This is a genomic window from Psychrobacillus insolitus (assembly GCF_003254155.1).
Classification (GTDB): domain Bacteria; phylum Bacillota; class Bacilli; order Bacillales_A; family Planococcaceae; genus Psychrobacillus; species Psychrobacillus insolitus.
This window is the reverse complement of the sequence record NZ_QKZI01000002.1, coordinates 148,551-165,693: the sequence shown is the minus strand read 5'-3', so window position 1 is coordinate 165,693 and position 17,143 is coordinate 148,551. Positions and strand designations below refer to the sequence as shown.

Annotated in this window: 14 protein-coding genes; 4 read left to right on the top strand and 10 right to left on the bottom strand. The window is 35.2% G+C overall.

The window, feature by feature from the left end; translation table 11 throughout:
- Positions 1-11: 11 nt before the first annotated feature.
- A complete protein-coding gene (locus C7437_RS08055) occupies positions 12-806 on the bottom strand; it encodes a VLRF1 family aeRF1-type release factor (RefSeq protein ID WP_111439166.1) in 795 nt (264 codons plus the stop codon).
- 187 nt (positions 807-993) lie between these two features.
- On the opposite strand from C7437_RS08055, the gene C7437_RS08050 reads away from it, so the two are divergent.
- Together C7437_RS08050 and C7437_RS08045 are read left to right on the top strand one after the other, a co-directional pair.
- On the top strand, positions 994-1,434 hold the full coding sequence (locus C7437_RS08050; RefSeq protein WP_111439165.1) for a hypothetical protein: 441 nt from the start codon (positions 994-996) through the stop codon (positions 1,432-1,434).
- Positions 1,422-1,712 (top strand): DUF2653 family protein, encoded by a 291-nt coding sequence (locus tag C7437_RS08045; protein ID WP_111439164.1) that lies wholly within the window; start codon positions 1,422-1,424, stop codon positions 1,710-1,712. The genes C7437_RS08050 and C7437_RS08045 overlap by 13 nt, the downstream gene beginning before the upstream one ends.
- A 1,179-nt stretch (positions 1,713-2,891) precedes the next feature.
- Here the strand turns inward: C7437_RS08045 and C7437_RS08030 are convergent.
- The 3 genes from C7437_RS08030 to C7437_RS08020 form a co-directional block, all read right to left on the bottom strand.
- A complete protein-coding gene (locus C7437_RS08030) occupies positions 2,892-3,293 on the bottom strand; it encodes a nuclease-related domain-containing protein (RefSeq protein WP_170122343.1) in 402 nt (133 codons plus the stop codon).
- Positions 3,294-3,432: 139 nt separating this feature from the next.
- On the bottom strand, positions 3,433-3,810 hold the full coding sequence (locus tag C7437_RS08025) for a PH domain-containing protein (protein ID WP_111439160.1): 378 nt from the start codon (positions 3,808-3,810) through the stop codon (positions 3,433-3,435).
- 422 nt (positions 3,811-4,232) lie between these two features.
- Positions 4,233-6,263 (bottom strand): Na+/H+ antiporter, encoded by a 2,031-nt coding sequence (locus tag C7437_RS08020; RefSeq protein WP_111439159.1) that lies wholly within the window; start codon positions 6,261-6,263, stop codon positions 4,233-4,235.
- 264 nt (positions 6,264-6,527) lie between these two features.
- Between C7437_RS08020 and C7437_RS08015 the strand changes: the two genes are divergently transcribed.
- Positions 6,528-7,904, top strand: coding sequence for a C40 family peptidase (locus C7437_RS08015; RefSeq protein WP_111439158.1), 1,377 nt, complete (start codon positions 6,528-6,530; stop codon positions 7,902-7,904).
- 203 nt (positions 7,905-8,107) lie between these two features.
- Here C7437_RS08015 and C7437_RS08010 read toward each other — a convergent pair whose 3' ends face one another.
- From C7437_RS08010 to C7437_RS07995, 4 genes are all read right to left on the bottom strand, one after another.
- The gene (locus C7437_RS08010) at positions 8,108-9,499 is read right to left on the bottom strand and encodes a UDP-N-acetylmuramoyl-tripeptide--D-alanyl-D-alanine ligase (protein ID WP_111439157.1); all 1,392 of its coding nucleotides are present in this window, start codon (positions 9,497-9,499) and stop codon (positions 8,108-8,110) included.
- A gap of 85 nt (positions 9,500-9,584) precedes the next feature.
- Positions 9,585-10,874, bottom strand: coding sequence for a YheC/YheD family protein (locus C7437_RS08005; protein WP_111439156.1), 1,290 nt, complete (start codon positions 10,872-10,874; stop codon positions 9,585-9,587).
- A gap of 69 nt (positions 10,875-10,943) precedes the next feature.
- Positions 10,944-11,384, bottom strand: a complete 441-nt coding sequence (locus tag C7437_RS08000) for a hypothetical protein (RefSeq protein WP_111439155.1) — start codon at positions 11,382-11,384, stop codon at positions 10,944-10,946.
- Positions 11,385-11,490: 106 nt separating this feature from the next.
- The gene (locus C7437_RS07995; RefSeq protein ID WP_111439154.1) at positions 11,491-12,873 is read right to left on the bottom strand and encodes a Mur ligase family protein; all 1,383 of its coding nucleotides are present in this window, start codon (positions 12,871-12,873) and stop codon (positions 11,491-11,493) included.
- Positions 12,874-13,087: 214 nt separating this feature from the next.
- Here C7437_RS07995 and C7437_RS07990 point away from each other — a divergent pair, with 214 nt between their 5' ends.
- Positions 13,088-14,308, top strand: a complete 1,221-nt coding sequence (locus C7437_RS07990) for an ATP-grasp domain-containing protein (RefSeq protein ID WP_111439153.1) — start codon at positions 13,088-13,090, stop codon at positions 14,306-14,308.
- Positions 14,309-14,438: 130 nt separating this feature from the next.
- Here the strand turns inward: C7437_RS07990 and C7437_RS07985 are convergent, their stop codons facing one another.
- Together C7437_RS07985 and C7437_RS17180 are read right to left on the bottom strand one after the other, a co-directional pair.
- Positions 14,439-16,607: a YheC/YheD family protein gene (locus C7437_RS07985; RefSeq protein WP_111439152.1), complete on the bottom strand. Its 2,169-nt coding sequence runs from the start codon at positions 16,605-16,607 to the stop codon at positions 14,439-14,441.
- 129 nt (positions 16,608-16,736) lie between these two features.
- A complete protein-coding gene (locus C7437_RS17180) occupies positions 16,737-16,997 on the bottom strand; it encodes a hypothetical protein (RefSeq protein WP_245909246.1) in 261 nt (86 codons plus the stop codon).
- Positions 16,998-17,143 lie beyond the last annotated feature (146 nt).

The following is a 17,143-nucleotide window of genomic DNA, read 5'->3' as shown; positions in this document are numbered from 1 at the left end:
GTCCATCTTTCTTACTTTTCAAACACTTGATGAACAACATCTTGTGGCTTGCTATTGTTCAAGTTTTTGTGTATGCAGCTTGCTGGTACATCTCTTATACTTTCCGCAAATGCGTTAGCCATTTCAGCTTCTCCAGCAACATGGAACTCTCGCCAACCCCGCTTTTTCTTTAACTGATCAACATTCATACTCATTCCTTTAAAGAAGCTGTTCATGTTTCCTTTTAGATGTGATTCTAATACAGAAATTCTACTTTGTCCTATTACACTTTGATCTGCTTTATTCTTCTTTTTCTCTTCTTGCCAAACTTCTTGAACGGGATCGAATTTGTACGTCATATCACTTTTGACAACTCCCATTGCCGTATCTAATATACGAACTTCGCCCAGACTAGGCATGATTATACCTGCTTCTGGATAAGCTTTATACATGTACTCAAACGGTTCAACGACTGGATGATTTTCAAAGTGGAAGCTTGTCTTTACATGGACTTGCACATAATGCACAGACCATAATTCGTCGTCTGCAGATGCAAAAATAACAACACTCTTTCTTAACTCATGCTGATTTTCTTGAATTTCTTCGGTAACTTTTTTTGTTAATAAATCAAAATTTTTTATTTCATTTTCATCACCAGAAGCTTCTAAATATTCTCTAATACGTTTTAAACCACTTTTCAAATGAATTTTCCATGCACCTTTTAGATTATCCGGATCGGCTGGATTTGTATTCAAATACACACTCAATACACAGCGATCACCACAACTATAAGTTTTTAAGGACTCAATTTCATTGGCCAAAGACATAATCTGTCAAACCTCCTCACTTGTCATTACCTTCTTAGCATTTCCCTTTTGTCGAAAGATATGACGAATGAAAAATAAAAAACCAAATTTCTTAATATGACATGATTTTGACACAATAAAAGCGAAACTATTTACCTGTTATTCCGTATATACTATATAGAACTAAATTAATCGGAGGGTTTATAAATTGAAAAAATTAATAGCAGCTTTACTTACGGTAACTCTTGTATTTTCGACTGTTGGTAACTTTGTCTTCCAAAACGAAGAAACAACTGCTGAAGCGAAATCTTACAAATCAGGTAAAAAGAGTTTTAATAACAACACCGATACCAACTCAAATATTCAAAAGAAACAAGATGATTCAACTACTGCAACAAGTAAATCAACAACAAATACAACTAATAAAGGCGGATTCATGTCTGGTGGTCTAATGAAAGGCTTATTCGTAGGCGGAATTGCAGGATTATTATTTGGAAGCATGTTCGCGAACATGGGAATGTTAGGTTCAATTCTTGGCTTCGCTATAAACGCAGCAGCAATTATCTTGATCGTCGTAGTTATTAAGAAGATCTTTGATATTTTTAAAGCGAAAAAGAACAAAGAGGAAGCTAATCAATGGAGAAACTAATTATTCCTGAACAAAATATTATAAATGCTGTATGTGTTTATGTTTCACGTAAGAAACGAGTAGAACCAGAAGAAGTCGAAGTAGAGCTTTTATATGACGATGAAACTGGTTTTACTGCAGAAGCATATGTGAACGGACAAAAAGAAGAACTTTCTACACTTAACTTAATCGAAGCACTACGTATTACTTTAAAAGAATTTTTAAACATTGATCCTATTTCAGCTGGTATCAAATTGAAGCTAGACGATGAGCAAGGCATTATTGCGGAAGTTCAATAAATGAGATTTGGTATCCCAGTCGTTTAGACTGGGATATTTTTTTAGTCGTGGTTGATTTGGTCGGATGGAGATGATTTTCGGGCGGATACACTTTGGTTCCGGGCGTATGACGGTCTCTTTCGGGCGGATAGAGTACTTTTCCGGGTGTTAATCCATTTTTTGGTTATTTTTCATTCACAAAGCTATGTTCGGAGAGGATTATCTCTTCTGCAGTCCCCTTCCGCCGGCGGTTCGGGCGGATGGGGATGATTTCCGAGCGGATACACTTTGGTTCCGGGCGTATGACGGTCTCTTTCGGGCGGATAGAGTACTTTTCCGGGCGTTAAGCCATTTTTTGGTTATTTTTCACTCACAAAACTATGTTCGGAGAGGATTTTCTCTTCTTCAGTCTCCTTCCGCCGGCGGTTCAGGCGGATGGAGATGATTTTCGGGCGGATACACTTTGGTTCCGGGCGTATGGCGGTCTCTTTCGGGCGGATAGAGTACTTTTCCGAGCGTTAAGCCATTTTCTGGTTATTATTCACTCACAAAACTATGTGAATAAACGCTTATTTCCTTTAGAAGTGGTCTTTGCATCACTTATTAAAACGATCCATTATTTTACACAAAATGAAACCCATCAAATTAAGATTTGATGGGTTTCATTTTGTAGCGGGTTGTTTTACCTTCACCTATTTTTACCAATTCAGAACTAGAAAGTATTCTTTTTGCTTCATCTGAATTATTTAATAACAGGAATTCCCTACATTCTTTATTAGATATCGAATCTTTGTTTATTAAAAAATAAGAAGAAATGGTATGGCCAGAAGCGAGAGCATCATTTTTTCTACATTTTGGGCAAAACCATGTGCGCTTCATCTTTTGCATACCGATGAAACCACATTTTAGACATTTGACTCCACGTATAAGATCGTTTGGATTAAGGGAAAAATATTTAGTTAGCGGAAAATGCATGTAGGGATTATTTTTCTTTAGAAGAATTCCTTTTAATCTCTCTATTTCTTGATCGCCTAGTATTGGGGTATTATTTTGTAGATTTCGAAGGTAATGCCGAACTTCATTTCTATGGAGGATTGTTGCTTTTTTTGTAGAGTTTTTCACGAAACTATTTTGAAATGCAAATACAACTGCTCCATGGATTGGGATAGGTATATTTTGTTCAGTGAAGAATTGGTGTAGCTAATATTTGTACTCATTCAATTGAGTTGCTGGACAGGAATACTTGTTAATATCTCCATTATCTTTTGTTTGTACTAGTTGGGCTGGATTCTCAAAAAATTCTAGTTCACCTGTTATATTCTTAACTTCCAAAATGACTGCACCAAATGGAGTAAGTAAGAGAATATCCAGTTCAAAAGCATTTTCTGCATAGAGTAATAGTTTGTGAAATACTGCGTGATTATATGGCAATCGCACTTTTTCTAGTTCTCTAAAAACTATATCTTCCCCTAAATCTCTTGCAGTTGTTGTCCAGATTTCCTTGGAAACCTTTGCATACGTTGCATGTCTTACAGGTAATCGTTTCAAGAGAGTTTTCATCGCTTCAATATGAATAGATTTTTCATATGCTTTTACTATCAATCCCATTTCACCTCTCTATAAAATTAACGCTATTAGTAGTAAAAATGAAATACTAAAATAATTGCATCCAAAAATACATTCGGCCAACCCTCCACAATATACATTCTTATGGAGAGTTATCTATTACCACTTATTCCTGCTACTTCAGTACATACTCAGCCAAGACACTTTGTACTTTGTAGATGTTTAATGATTTGTTGAATTTTTTTTGCAATGGTACTGAATTTCCGGACAGCCAAATTTTTAGTTCTGCGTCCATGTCAAAAGTACCTGCTGTTTCAATCGAGAAATGTACAACACTTTTATAAGGAATCGAATGATATTCCATCTTCTTTCCTGTCATTCCTTGTTTATCAACTAACAATAATCGTTTATCTGTAAAAATAATTAAGTCTCGAATAAGTTTAAATGCATGTTCCACCTTTTCCGAAGCTGTTAGCAAATCCTTCAGTTCTTCTTTTACCTTGTCTAGTTCTAGCTCCGATGCATTTCCCATCAATCCATCTAATATACCCATCGTATTAGTCCCACTTCCTCTAATTTATTCTTCTTTTAGTGTAGTTTTACAATTTTTTCACAACAACATGAGTATAACTCAACATCGAACAAAAATCTAATTATTAAAAATATTCCGTTTTAAGAAATTTTACCCTATTCTAAAGACCATACTATTGACACGTTTATGTCAGTTTTAGCCAAGGGTACATACTAAATAGCAAATCGGCAAGATAAATACGACAAAAATGGTGGAAGGTTGGAGCTGCAGCATTTCTTTCTGTAGGTATACTTGCAGGATGTGGCGACGGTGAAAATGAATCTGATGTAGATGACCAAATGGAGGAAAATGTAGAACAAGAACTTGAAGAAGAAGATAAGGACGGAGAATAAACCGTGAAATATCAAAGGGAACTGAGATCATACTCAGTTCCCTTTTCTAATTTAATGAGTTTGCACACTGTTTTCTTCCATCCAGTAAGCTTCCCGAATATTAATTTGCCTACGAATTTTACGTGTGATATCCATAGAAATTTCGCCATTTTCGTACAAACTTTGAATTTCATTTCTTTCAGCCTGAAAAGCCTTGTCCCTTAGTTCTCTTTGAACTCGAGTGTAATTTGTAGTGTCGATACCTTTTTTGGCAAGCTTAAACTTTAAAATCATGTCATTGTATTCCCCAATAATTAATAGATAACTATCTTCATTTTCAGGAGTCATGTGATCTTTTAAATATTGTATTGCGACTTTTGCCATATCGACTTTTAATTGAATAATTATATTAATTTCTAGTTTACGATTTTTATATCGCATCTTTTTCTTAGGAGCAAAAATTTGATATAGACTTCTTTTTATAATGGACCAAATGAACAAGCTTCTATAAAGCAAACGATTTGTCACAGCAAGTCGCATTCGTTGAATATGTTCTTCCATTAAATAAGTTACTTTTATATTTACTTTTCCTTCTTTTTTCAACTTCTCCAAATAAATTTCTTCTGCATCTAATGCTTTCATGCGAGTTTCCGTTTCCAGCTGTTTCAGTTGAGTTGCATCTTCATCGCTAATAGTCTTTAGAAGACTTCGAAGTTGATTGTAATTAGAAATAATTGAAACTGCCACACTTCTATTTTCATCGGTCATTATTTCTCTAACTGAATTAATTGCCGCATCAATCGTACGAATCATAGCAGTTCGTTCCATTTCCTCTTTCAATTCTTCTACTTTTCCTTTTTCCGATTTTGCAAGGATTGGTAAGAAGATACTTGCCAGCACTAGCGTAACCAGTATAACTCCGGAAGCAATAAAGATGATTAATGACCTTTCAGGAAATACACTTCCATCCGCTATTACATATGGAATGGTAAATGCCCCGGCCAATGTAACAGCCCCTCGTACACCTGAAACTGTCGTAATACTTATATATCTTAGTGTCGGCTTTGGTAGTTGTGTTTTCTTTAGCAACCAGCCTCCCCACCATGCTCCATAAATCCATACGAAACGTAGAAGCAATAATGCAACAGTAATAATTAAAATATATTTGCTTACCTCTACATTATTAAACATCGGATTTTTAAAAATCTCATTCATAACACTTGGGATTTGTAAGCCTAAGATTACAAATACTAAGCCATTTAAAATAAAAATTAGTATTGTCCACGTACTTTTTGAAACAACTTGCAATTGCATAGAAGGTGATTGATCACGATCTCGGTATATCGCATGAACAATTCCTGCTGCTACTACAGATAAAATACCCGAAAGATGAAAATGCTCCACTATGTAGAAAATGACGAATGGTGTTAATAGTTGAATTAACATATGAAGCGTTACATCCTCCATACCTAGTCGGCGAATTAACATTTTCATCTGAATGATTAGATAAGCAAGAATGGCTCCTCCTACAATTCCTCCAAGTGCAATGGCTAAAAAGCTCCAGCTCGCTTCTGCCAATGAAAAGACACCAGTAACAGTTGCTGCTACAGCAAATTTAAATGCCACTAAACCAGAGGCATCATTCATCAACCCTTCCCCTTCAAGTATATGCATAATTGTCTTAGGCATCTTAACTCGACTTGATATAGATCCTACCGCAACTACATCCGTTGGAGATAAAATTGCAGCTAATGCAAATGCAGCGGATAATGGAATTGAAGGTATAAGCCAGTGAATTAAGTAACCAATTAGAAATACTGTGATAAATACAAGTCCTAGTGCTAGTAATAATATAGGCTTTCGTAATTTCCAAAGTTCTTGCCTTGAAACGTTTTTTCCATCATAAAATAGTAGCGGGGCGATGAATAAAACGAAAAATAACTCTGGCTCCATTGGTACATGAAACCCTAATGGTAAAGCAGCTAACAAAACACCAAGAGCAATTTGAATTAGCGGTACCGGAATATATGGCAAGAAATGATTGATGAAATTAGAGAGTCCTATACTGGTAAGTAATAATAATATAACCAAAAATAACTCCATCGTTTTCCTTCTCTCTATGTATACTGTCTCTTATTAGTTTAGTTTTATTTTTTTCTAATTACAAATAATATAGAACATTCTATAAGATTTTTGTAATTCGCATTGAAACATTTGTAATCAAACTGTAAAGACCCTCTCAAAACCCAATCGTAGCAAGCCTTCAACTAGCCTAACCCTAACTAGTGTAAAAAATTCCCACATAATATATCTACTTTTGCATGCTAGAATCGGTGCAGGACAAAAACAACTATCTGGAGGTACACGATGAAAAAAAAATTCTTAACAACAACACTAGTATTTACATTAGGTTTTAGTGCTATCAGTGCAATTCCTGCCGCTGTTCAGCCAATAAATGTATCAGCAGCTACAACTAATTCGTACAATAACCAACAAGCAGTTGAAACAAAAGCTAATCAACTAATCCAAACTGCTAAGAGTTTAATAGGAAAGGCGACATATAGCAATACAGTGTATAAATCTACATACCCATACAAGTTCTCATGCGCAACATTTCTTATGTACATATTCGAACAAAATGGCGTAGATATTGGTACTTACAATGAAGATTATATGATGAAACAAGGTACATATGTTGCAAGAGACCAATTACAAAAAGGTGACTTACTTTTCTTTGATAGCAGAGGTGGGAGTGTTCCAAACCACGTTGCGATGTATATGGGAGATAATAAAGTAATTCATATGGCAGACCCTAAACAAGACATTGTTATTTCAGATTTAGATAGCAAACCTTACTATAAAGACAATTACATTACAGCAAGAAGAGTATTACCAACATTACTATCCGCTAACCCAGCAACGCCAGGCGATAAAATTGTTGAAAAGGCTTTTAGTTTGAAAAGTAAAGTGAAAATGGGAAATACAAATAATGAGAGTTCATTAACTTTTACAGGTCCGGGATTTGTTAACTATGTATATAAACAAAATAGCGTCACTCTAGGAACAACAAATGTGAAAGACATGATGAAAAAAGGGACTACCGTTTCTCGCTCTAACTTGAAGAAAGGTGATTTGGTTTTCTTTAATAGTGTGAAAGGTTCTAGTACACCTTCTATCGTAGCAATTTATGCAGGCGATCATCGAATCATTATTCCTAATTCTGATGGTATTTTAACAAGAGTTCTAATGGTAGATTATTATGATCAGCATTATATTACAGCGAAACGTGTTATTTCTGGGAGTAGTACGCAAGTAACAACAGTAACAAAAGCACCGGTAACTAGCCCGCAAGTATCTACCACATCTGCAGATACGATTGTGAATTTGGCTTCAAGCTTAATTGGAAAAGCGAAGTTCGGATATGGTTACAATGAAGGCACATTAACGTTTACTAGTGCTGGATTTACTTACTATGTATACAAAAATCAAGGAATTGATTTAAAAGAAAAATTAGCAAGTAGACAAGCAGAAATGGGTACTACTGTTCAGAAAGCTAATTTACAAAAAGGTGACCTGCTATTCTTCTCTACTAATAATGGTGGGACTAGTATTAAAGAAACAGGCATTTACATGGGAAATAACCAATATATCCGTTTGAAAACTAATGGTGGTGTCGTAAAAGAAAGCCTAACTTCTACTTGGGCTAACCAAAATTACGTATCTGCTAAACGTGTAATTAAATAAATACATTGAGAAAAGCGCAAGTGCCTATTACTGCCCCGACAGGCAAATGGGGAATCGCGAGGAGGCAGCTCTTCAGCCACCGCAGTGATTACCCATTTGACCCCGAGGGGCAAGGCGCTGTAGCTAGACATACTATGCAGAAGTTTTATATACTTTCTTATCTTTTCAAAAAGCATTCGCACATTGCAGCGAATGCTTTTTTCTTACGCATCTTTTTGTTTGAGACTATTTGCAAAGTCAATCATAGAGCGACTGGACATAGGGCCCTTGATGAGCAAAATTGCTTGGCTATCAAGCTTTGGTTTTAGAACTTCTAACACACCCTGAACGTCTTGAAACACATGGACATCCGCTTTTGTGCCGTCTTCTTTTGCTTTCCTAGCAATTTCTTCTGCCTTACTTCCAATTGTAATTAATGTGTGAATATTTCTTTTAGCAATGAGACTTCCAATTTCTGCGTGATACTTCTTTTCAAAATTTCCTAATCGGTTAATATCTCCAAGAACAAGAATAACATTTTTTCCTGCTCCAACCGAATCCAATACTTTTAATGCCGCTTCAACTGAAGTTGGATTATTCGTCCACGTATCGTCAATAATCGTACTTCCACCAGGACCATTTGAAAATTCTAGATGCCTCGTCATGTTTTTAAAAGTAGCTAGTCGAGAGATTGCAATAACTAAATCCATTTCCATCTCATGAACTGCCGCTAGAGCTGCAAGGGCATTATATACTTGATGTTCGCCGTATCCTGGGATAAAAGCTTCATATGTTTTATTGGCATGATGTACTAAAAAATCCATTCCATTCGCTGCAAACTTTATATCGGAAGCTCTGAAATTTGCACGGTTGCTAATTCCGAAATAAATAATCTTCCCTTTAAAGTTACGCAAAGAAACTTTTTTTGTGTTTTGATCATCTGCATTTATGATTAATGTACCATCTCTTGCTATTCCGCTTACTATTTCTGACTTTGCTTTTATATAACCATTTAGATTGACACAACCATCTAAATGATGAACACCAATATTAGTAATGATTCCAATTGTAGGCTGATAAATCATACATTGATGTGCGATATTACCAGAGTTTCCAAGGCCTAGTTCAAATACAGCAGCATCCGTATTTTTGTCTATACCAGCCAAGTAAGGGAGGGATTGACGGGGCTCATTCTTACTACTAATGGAGGCTTGAACATTACGATCTTTACTCAATATATGCTTAATTATTTCTTTCGTTGTTGTTTTTCCACATGTTCCTGTTATCGCCACTACCGGTAGTTGAAAAAGATTTCGATAGTACTTGATAAATTTCCAATATGCTTGCACCAAACTCCTTACTTTAATAACGGTTGTATTCGCTAAAGCATTGCTTAGTTCATCTATTGGCTTATCTGAAATGACGAGAGCAGGTCCCTTTTTATCAATTTCAGCCCAGTTAATCGAATCACTTCTACTAGCGAACATAAGTGTATTTAGCTTGGTAAGTTCATGTCTTTTATAGTAAATGGCATCTTTCACAAACCAATTCTCTGAACCACTTATTAATTCACCTTGTAACAAAATTCGTATATCTTTCACATATAGGGGTTCCAATTTAACTCCTCCTTCCACCTGTATAGTATGAAAAAAAGTTTTATGATGAGTGGGTATTTAATGCACACTTGAAATTGTGTAATCATTACAGTTTTTTTGCGTTGCCTATATCCTTATACATCTGTTCAAATTCTCCCTTATTGAACATAGTAAGATCCGGAACGTAATTACCTTCAATGATCCATATATCTCCTTGTTCTGTTAATCCGATATCGAATCCAATAATATCTATTTTTTTATTGCCTTTCTCCAATTGATTTGCTGCAAGCAAGCATATTTCCTCAATATCCTTTTCAAGCGTTTTTATATTTATTCGCGATATTCCCAATTCTCCCCATGCATTTTCTAGCGTTAATAGCTTTTGGGCGGCATTCGTTACGAAAAAATCTTTCCCTGCGACTTTAACAAGTTTTCCCGTTACTTTCCAATTTGAATCTATCTTTTGCGTAATGACTCGAACGTCTATTGGACAGTCATTTATCAAGGCTAAAGGGATCCTTTGCTGAACAAGATAATCTTTATTAATAAGGAAATTTTCCTGAATAAATTGATACGTTTCTTCGAGTGTTCGCTTTTTAATCGTCCTTATTCCATAGCGAATTTCATAAGTAGTTGAATTTTCATTTCTTATTTGAACAATTCCTTTACCATGTTGTCCAAGATGTGGCTTAATAATGACTTCTCTATATTTAGTTAAATAATTGGTGAGCGTCATTTTGGTAAGTAAATCTGTTTTAGGTACAAAAGAAATGAGGGCACGATTATTTGTAAGGACCTGATATTGATCCCATTTGCTAATTGGCAGATGTAAAATTGTATCCTCAATCCATACATTACCTTTTACATCACATATAATTTTAATGACGACCGTATGACACTCATCAAAATGCTCCCCCAATATATGGGCAGCCAGGAGAGAAATTCGTTTCATTTTATGAAAAAAAATGTGTTTATAAAGATCCCCCAAAAATGTGTACTCAAAACTTGTATTGGAAGTAAAACGCCACTTTGCAATGAGAGATTTCCGATGAACGGTTAGGAAGTATTGATAGAGTTTTTTTGAAGTTAGTTTTTGAGGGAGGATAATATAAAATTTCTGTTTCAGTTCATTGTGGATAAGATGTTGATACATTTCTTCTCGATCGATTATTATTAGTACACTTTTGTCAGTTCTGATTTTATATTCCTTATTTTCAAATGAAATAATCAGTTCTCCAATACCAAAAGTAGGCTTAACAACTACCTCGTGATACTTTTCAAGAAACTTATAAAGTGATTCCTTTGAAAATAGTGCTGTCTCTACTAGATAATTATTTAATTTTTTTTCAGTAAGTAGTAGATTATATTGACTTAGTCTCCCCCTACTAATCTTCAATTTTTACACCCCAATTTTTTATTAATTTGAAACTCTCAGCATTTATTAGTGCCGAGAGTTTCGCGGTTGTTACAGTTCCTGACAGCCTAAAGCTATGATTGAACCTTGTGCAACTGGAGCAGCACCATTTTGATCAAAGAAACCAGTTATCTCGAAGCTTTGTACAATATCAACCGCAGCTTGAGCAACTTGATCTCGAAACACTGCTTCGAAAGTATATTCATCCGAGTCAATTGTTCCAGTACCAGTAACCGTCACTTCACAGTTTTGACCTTGTCTGTTACACACAACCGAAGTAATTTCGTTTGCAGTAAAAGTGAAGTTGTTTAGATTTGGAGTTTCTGTGTCTTCAAATTGTAAGGAAAGCGTAGAAGCATTAAGTGTAGTAATACACACATTTGCCAAGTACGTTAAGTTTCCTTCAATCGTTCCCATTTGACCTTCAAATCTAACATTATTATTTTCGGAGCAAGCGTCAACCCTTACTCCGCATGGACATATAATTCCCATTTGTATTCCCTCCTTTCTAGTAGAATACTGTAAGATATTAAATAGATTAGTAATGTGGCACAGTTGTTTGTCCAATTTACTAATATATTTTTACTAATATGTCCATTTACTGTGGTTTCTTCCTCAATTTTGCCGCTAATTCAATAATAGGTTTACTATACATATCTCCCTTTATTAGAATAATCGTATTTGAATCCACCATTTTCGCTAATAATTCATAAGCAAGCGTATCATTATTAAATGTATATACAGGGGAGCTAAAACCTAATTTCACTGCACAATCTGCAATTATTTTTGCATGGAAACCTATAGTAATCAGCACATCTGCTCCTATTCGATGCACTAACTCTCCTGCTTCTTCATGGATTACATATCCCCATGAACCTAAATCTGTAATCGTACCAATAATCGCTATCTTCTTTTTCCCTTTTCCCAACTCATTCAATACTTTTAAGGCCGCTTCCAATGAAGTCGTTGTAATACTCCAAGTATCGTCTATAATTGTTGCGTCATTCATACCAGTAACTATTTGCAGCTGCTTATTATATTTTTGAAACGATTTCAAGCGTTCTATCGCTTCTGAAATATTTATTCCGAGTTCACAAGCGGCAGCGATCGCACAAAGCGCATTATAAACTTGATGCTCTCCTAATCCTGGAACATACGCTTGATAATTTCGAGTCTTATATTGAACATTAAATTGCATACCATCAGGACCGTATTTTATGTTATCTGCTTTGAAATGACAGGACCAATGACATCCAATCTTGATCACTTTTCCTGGAAAACTTTTTAAGTCAATTTTCCTCGTATTGTTATCTTCTGGATTGATAATCAGTACACCTGAAGGATCGATGATTTGAAGCATTTCACCTTTCGCCTGTATATATCCTTCCAGGGTTTTGCAATAATCTAAGTGATGCGCTCCTATATTAGTAATAATTCCGATTGTCGGCTTGAAATATTCACCTGCGTTTAGTACATCTCCTGGTGAACCAACTGCAGTTTCAAAAACAGCAGCTTTTGTTTCTTCATCAATATTTAATAAATATTGCAGGTATGCCGTGCGAGAATTACTCGTTAAATTTGTAGCAGTCACTTTGCGATCTACCGACAAAATATGTCGAATCATTTCTTTTGTCGTCGTTTTTCCAGAAGTTCCTGTAATCGCAACTATCGGAATTTGAAACAAGCTTCGGTAGTAACGAACAAATTTCCAATAAGCTTCATCTAAATTGATTACTTTAATAACCGTTACATCTTCAGGCGTTTCAAACCTACTATAATTGTAGTCAGTCGCTACTACTAAGGGAAAGAGATCCTTTAAACTTTTCCAATTCACGATTCTTCCACTGGTAAAAAGGATCGTATATTGATTCTTCACTTGCTTCAATCGATATGCTCCGTATTGAACCATCACCTCATCAGAACCATGAACCAATTCACCAGATATGATCGCTCTTATACTTTTCACTGAGAGTGGCTTCATTTTTTTCACACTCCTTTCACATATATAATATGTATTTTTACTAATATTGTTTGGATAAGAAAAGCGGAAGCGCCTATCACTGCGTAAGGCAGCAAATGGGGAAATTCTCTGAATTATGTTATATGAACGGGCTACATAACCATTCCAAATCGATTTTACATCATACAAATAGTAAGAATGATTATTTAAGAAACAATTGGAAGGAGGGAAAAAATTGAAAACAATTATCTTTATAGGTACCAATAAGTCCGGATCTAGCAGGGAAGCTATAAAAGCTGCAGAAAAACTAGGTTATTTTACAGTACTTTTTACAAATAATGAAAAACAAATACAGCAGAGGAAAGAATATAAAGACGTTCATAAAATGGTTTTTGTAGACACACATAATTTAGAAGACATGAAAAAAGAAATTAAATTATTACGAACTACATGGATGGATATTAAACTTATTATTAGTTTTACTGATCCTTTTGTACACATTGCATCATTACTATGTGATGAATTTTGCCATAATTACACTAATTCAAAAGCGATAGAAATTATGGAAAATAAAGAACAAACGAGATTGTTTCTAAAAGATCAACCATATACCCCTAAGTGTTTGTTCATCCAGCCAGGGGAAGCAGTTTCTTCAGATGTATTTAATAGTCAGTTGGAATTTCCAGTAATCGTGAAATCTCCAAAATCAACCGGTTCCAAAGACGTGCTATTAGCAGGAGGAAAAGAACAATTAATGAAACAAATTGCTGGGTTTCGCAATAAAAAACCGGATGAAGCAATCATCATTGAAGAATATCTAGATGGAGATCAATATTTGGTGGAAGCACTCATCATTAACCACGAGCCGCATATTATCGGTGTTTTAGAACAAGAAATTACACAAGGTAAGCGTTTTATCATTACAGGATATGGTGTGCTAGCGAACGTTCCAAATAGTATAAAAATCGGATTAGAAAAAGTTCTTCAATCCATTGTTTCATCGTTCAAACTTGAAAATGGTGCCTTGCATTTAGAAATTAGACTCACTAAAACCGGTTGGAAGCTCATCGAAATCAATCCACGAGTTTCTGGTGGGGCTATGAATAATATGATTGAAGCTGCATATGGGTTTAATTTAGTAGAAGAAACGCTTAAATTATTTTTAGGGGAAACTCCTAATATCTCACCAAAACATAGGAAATATGTGTATACGCAATATGTTGTAATAAACGAAAAAGGAATATTAACAAAGGTGACTGGGAAAAATAAAGCGAAAAAATTACCCGGAATTTTAGAAGTATATATAAAGCCTAAAAAAGGAACGCTTTTAGTCCCTCCGCTTTCAATGGGACATCGCTATGCTTATGTGATTGCAACCGGGACGAGTATGGAAGAAGCTAAAGCCCGCTCCAAAAGTGCAGCCGATGAAATCACATTTCACTTAGAAGAGGAATGAGAAAAGCGAAAGCGCCCTTTTCTATATGGGCTTTCATGGTTCGCTTTGGACGAAACTTATGGCAAAAAGATAAACCGATAATAAAAATAGATGAGCTACGTGACTGCGTCACGTAGCTCATCTATTTTTATCACTCACTAAATGTTTCGTCTAAAAACTTAACAATATCAAACATATTTGTTTTACTGGCACCTTTAACTAAAATCGTATCATCCTTTTTTACAATTGTTTTCAACAATGCATTTAACTTATCTTTATCCGTAAAATGAAAACTGTTTTTGGCGGAGAAACCTTTCATTATCGCCTGCTGACCGATTTCTTCTGTCCGAAAACCATAGGTGACTAACACATCAATTTCTTTTTCCTGAATATAATCGCCAACTTTTCTATATTCCTCTTCTCTTAACTCCCCTAGCTCCCTCATTTGTCCGATAATAGCTATTTTCCGATTCTTTCCGATGTTAGAAAGTACATCAATCGCTGCGCGTACTCCTTGTGGATGTGAGTGTACTGTATCATCAATTACTGTTATGTTTTCACGGCAATTATAAATCGTTAATCTTCTTGGTGGTTTCTTGAAGATAAGTCCGGCTTTAATCTCCATAGGAGAAAATCCTAGATAATCTGCCACAGCAATGGCATTTAACGCATTGTATACATGATGTTCTCCAAAAATGGGGATAAAAAGCGAAATTTCCGTTCCTTGTAGCTTCATTTTAAAGCTCATACCATTATCATCATATTGAACGTTATACGCTCGGTAATCAGCAGAAGATTTTATGCCGACCGTTATTATTTTCCCTTTAAACTGCTTTGTCTCAAGGAACTTTGAATTATCGTCATCCTTATTGAGTATGAGGACACCATTTTGATCCATCCCATGAATAAGCTCCGATTTAGCTTGGGCGACTTTTTCTACGCTATTATTGAAGTTTCCTACATGGGCAAGTCCGATATTCGTTACAATACTAATTGTAGGTTGAATGATGCTACAATGTTCCGTTATAACCCCTGGATAGGCCATCCCATACTCCAATACAACCGCTTCATGAGAGTCATTGATTTCAGCTACATGTTTTTTCGTATGCTCTGTTGTGTTCCAATAATCCTTCGATTCGAAGACCGTCCATTTTTTAGATAAAATAGATCCAAGAAATGCCTTAGAGGTTGTTTTACCTGCACTTCCTGTAATTGCAATGACTGGTACTTGCTCTTTTTCGGCCATCTTTTTCTTCTTTGCTTCCATTATTTCTTTATTAATTTTACTTTGGTTCTCCGCTATATATTTAGCATATTGAATGCTATTAATAACAACATCCAATTCCAAATAAAAAGTTGGAGGGCAGCCTGGACGCCAGTTTACTTCATACATCCAAATTTTCAAATTTTCATCCAACCCAACATCTATTCCAATTTCATCTATCACTTCTCCGTGTTGTACCATCTGAAGTTCATCTAAATGACTAGCCAATGCTAACGAAAAATGCTCTAGCATTCTTCTAATATTAAATGCTTCGTCTTCAAACTCCTGTTGTAAAAACGGATCTAAATAATTGGTGTACCCTCCACTATTTATATTGGCTATAATTGATCCCTTAGGTGCAATTCGTGGATAAATAGTAGTAATCGTCCACTTGCCTTCCCCATTTTTTTGGACATGAAGCCTGAAATCATATACCAAACCAGATTTAGTAACTGATTTTATATATGGCTGAAGAATATAAGTTCCCACTGCAAGTTTCTCGTTTAGTAGTGCATTCAATTGTTGTTTCGTATAAATTGCACTTTCTGCACCCGCTCTTACTTCATAACGATTTTCTATCTTAGAAATGAACAAAATCCCCTGACCTTTTCTTCCATCAATTGGCTTAAAAACAACTCTTTGAAAAGAAGCAATAAATTTATGGAATGTGTCCACTCTCTTTACAATTTCAGAAGGAATGAGATAATTCGAGAATTCTTTTGCTTCTAAAAGACGTTCATTCGTATTCCACTTATTCCCAATAGAATGCGTAGTAAATGGAATTTCACTTTTTAATTTATCCACAATTCCTTTCGATTTCGCCAGTTTCTCTGGGCTTCCTGCATTATAAATAACATCTGGAAATGGCATTATTCTTTCTTGCCATCTCCCATTTTCATAAACCTGCCCTCTTATAGAGCGATTCACAAAGTTTACTGTTCCTGGAGAAAAGTAAAATAATCTAACTCCCTCTGCTTTTGCAACTGCTGCATAAGAATAAGCTTTTATAACAGTTTTCGGATCTCTCCGATGGTGTAACATTCCTATTATGGTCATTTGATAATCTCCTTTTATTTTTATACAACTATATCTATTACATTCATCTAAAGTTCTTTGAATACGGACAGACGTTCAGTTTTTAAAAATAAAAGACACTCTAATATAATTAGAGCGTCGATACTCGGGTTACCATTTAGGTTCGATAATAATATTCCTTTTTAACAATTCAATAGTCAAAGGCTGAACAGCAGAAATAAGAGATACATCTATTGTTTTTATTTTGTCTGTTTTCTCTAATCTAAAAAGATGCCCTCTTGAATTTGTTATATTTCCTTCCAGATCAAGTGGACGTAATAAGGAAATAACTACATGGCCCTTTGTTCGATCAACGGATTCTATTCGAAAATAACTGGTCTCAAAATCTTCCTCCATATCAAATTGACTCATGTGACCCCCACTCATTGTTATTAAAGAGAAAGGAATTGTGTTTATATCTATTATTTTTGATAGCAAGTTCCCAAAGTATTTGTTTGGATAATCTGTTAATATGTCCTGAAATATCTTCAATTCGTGGAGTGCTTCACATATGCTAT

Bases quoted from the DNA above. Each gene is read 5' to 3' on its own strand.
- C7437_RS08020 (WP_111439159.1), bottom strand. From the start codon at position 6,263: ATGGAGTTATTTTTGGTTATATTATTATTACTTACCAGTATAGGACTC.
- C7437_RS08015 (WP_111439158.1), top strand. From the start codon at position 6,528: ATGAAAAAAAAATTCTTAACAACAACACTAGTATTTACATTAGGTTTT.
- C7437_RS08000 (WP_111439155.1), bottom strand. From the start codon at position 11,384: ATGGGAATTATATGTCCATGCGGAGTAAGGGTTGACGCTTGCTCCGAA.
- C7437_RS08045 (WP_111439164.1), top strand. From the start codon at position 1,422: ATGGAGAAACTAATTATTCCTGAACAAAATATTATAAATGCTGTATGT.
- C7437_RS07985 (WP_111439152.1), bottom strand. From the start codon at position 16,607: ATGACCATAATAGGAATGTTACACCATCGGAGAGATCCGAAAACTGTT.
- C7437_RS17180 (WP_245909246.1), bottom strand. From the start codon at position 16,997: ATGAGTCAATTTGATATGGAGGAAGATTTTGAGACCAGTTATTTTCGA.
- C7437_RS08055 (WP_111439166.1), bottom strand. From the start codon at position 806: ATGTCTTTGGCCAATGAAATTGAGTCCTTAAAAACTTATAGTTGTGGT.
- C7437_RS07995 (WP_111439154.1), bottom strand. From the start codon at position 12,873: ATGAAGCCACTCTCAGTGAAAAGTATAAGAGCGATCATATCTGGTGAA.
- C7437_RS08025 (WP_111439160.1), bottom strand. From the start codon at position 3,810: ATGGGTATATTAGATGGATTGATGGGAAATGCATCGGAGCTAGAACTA.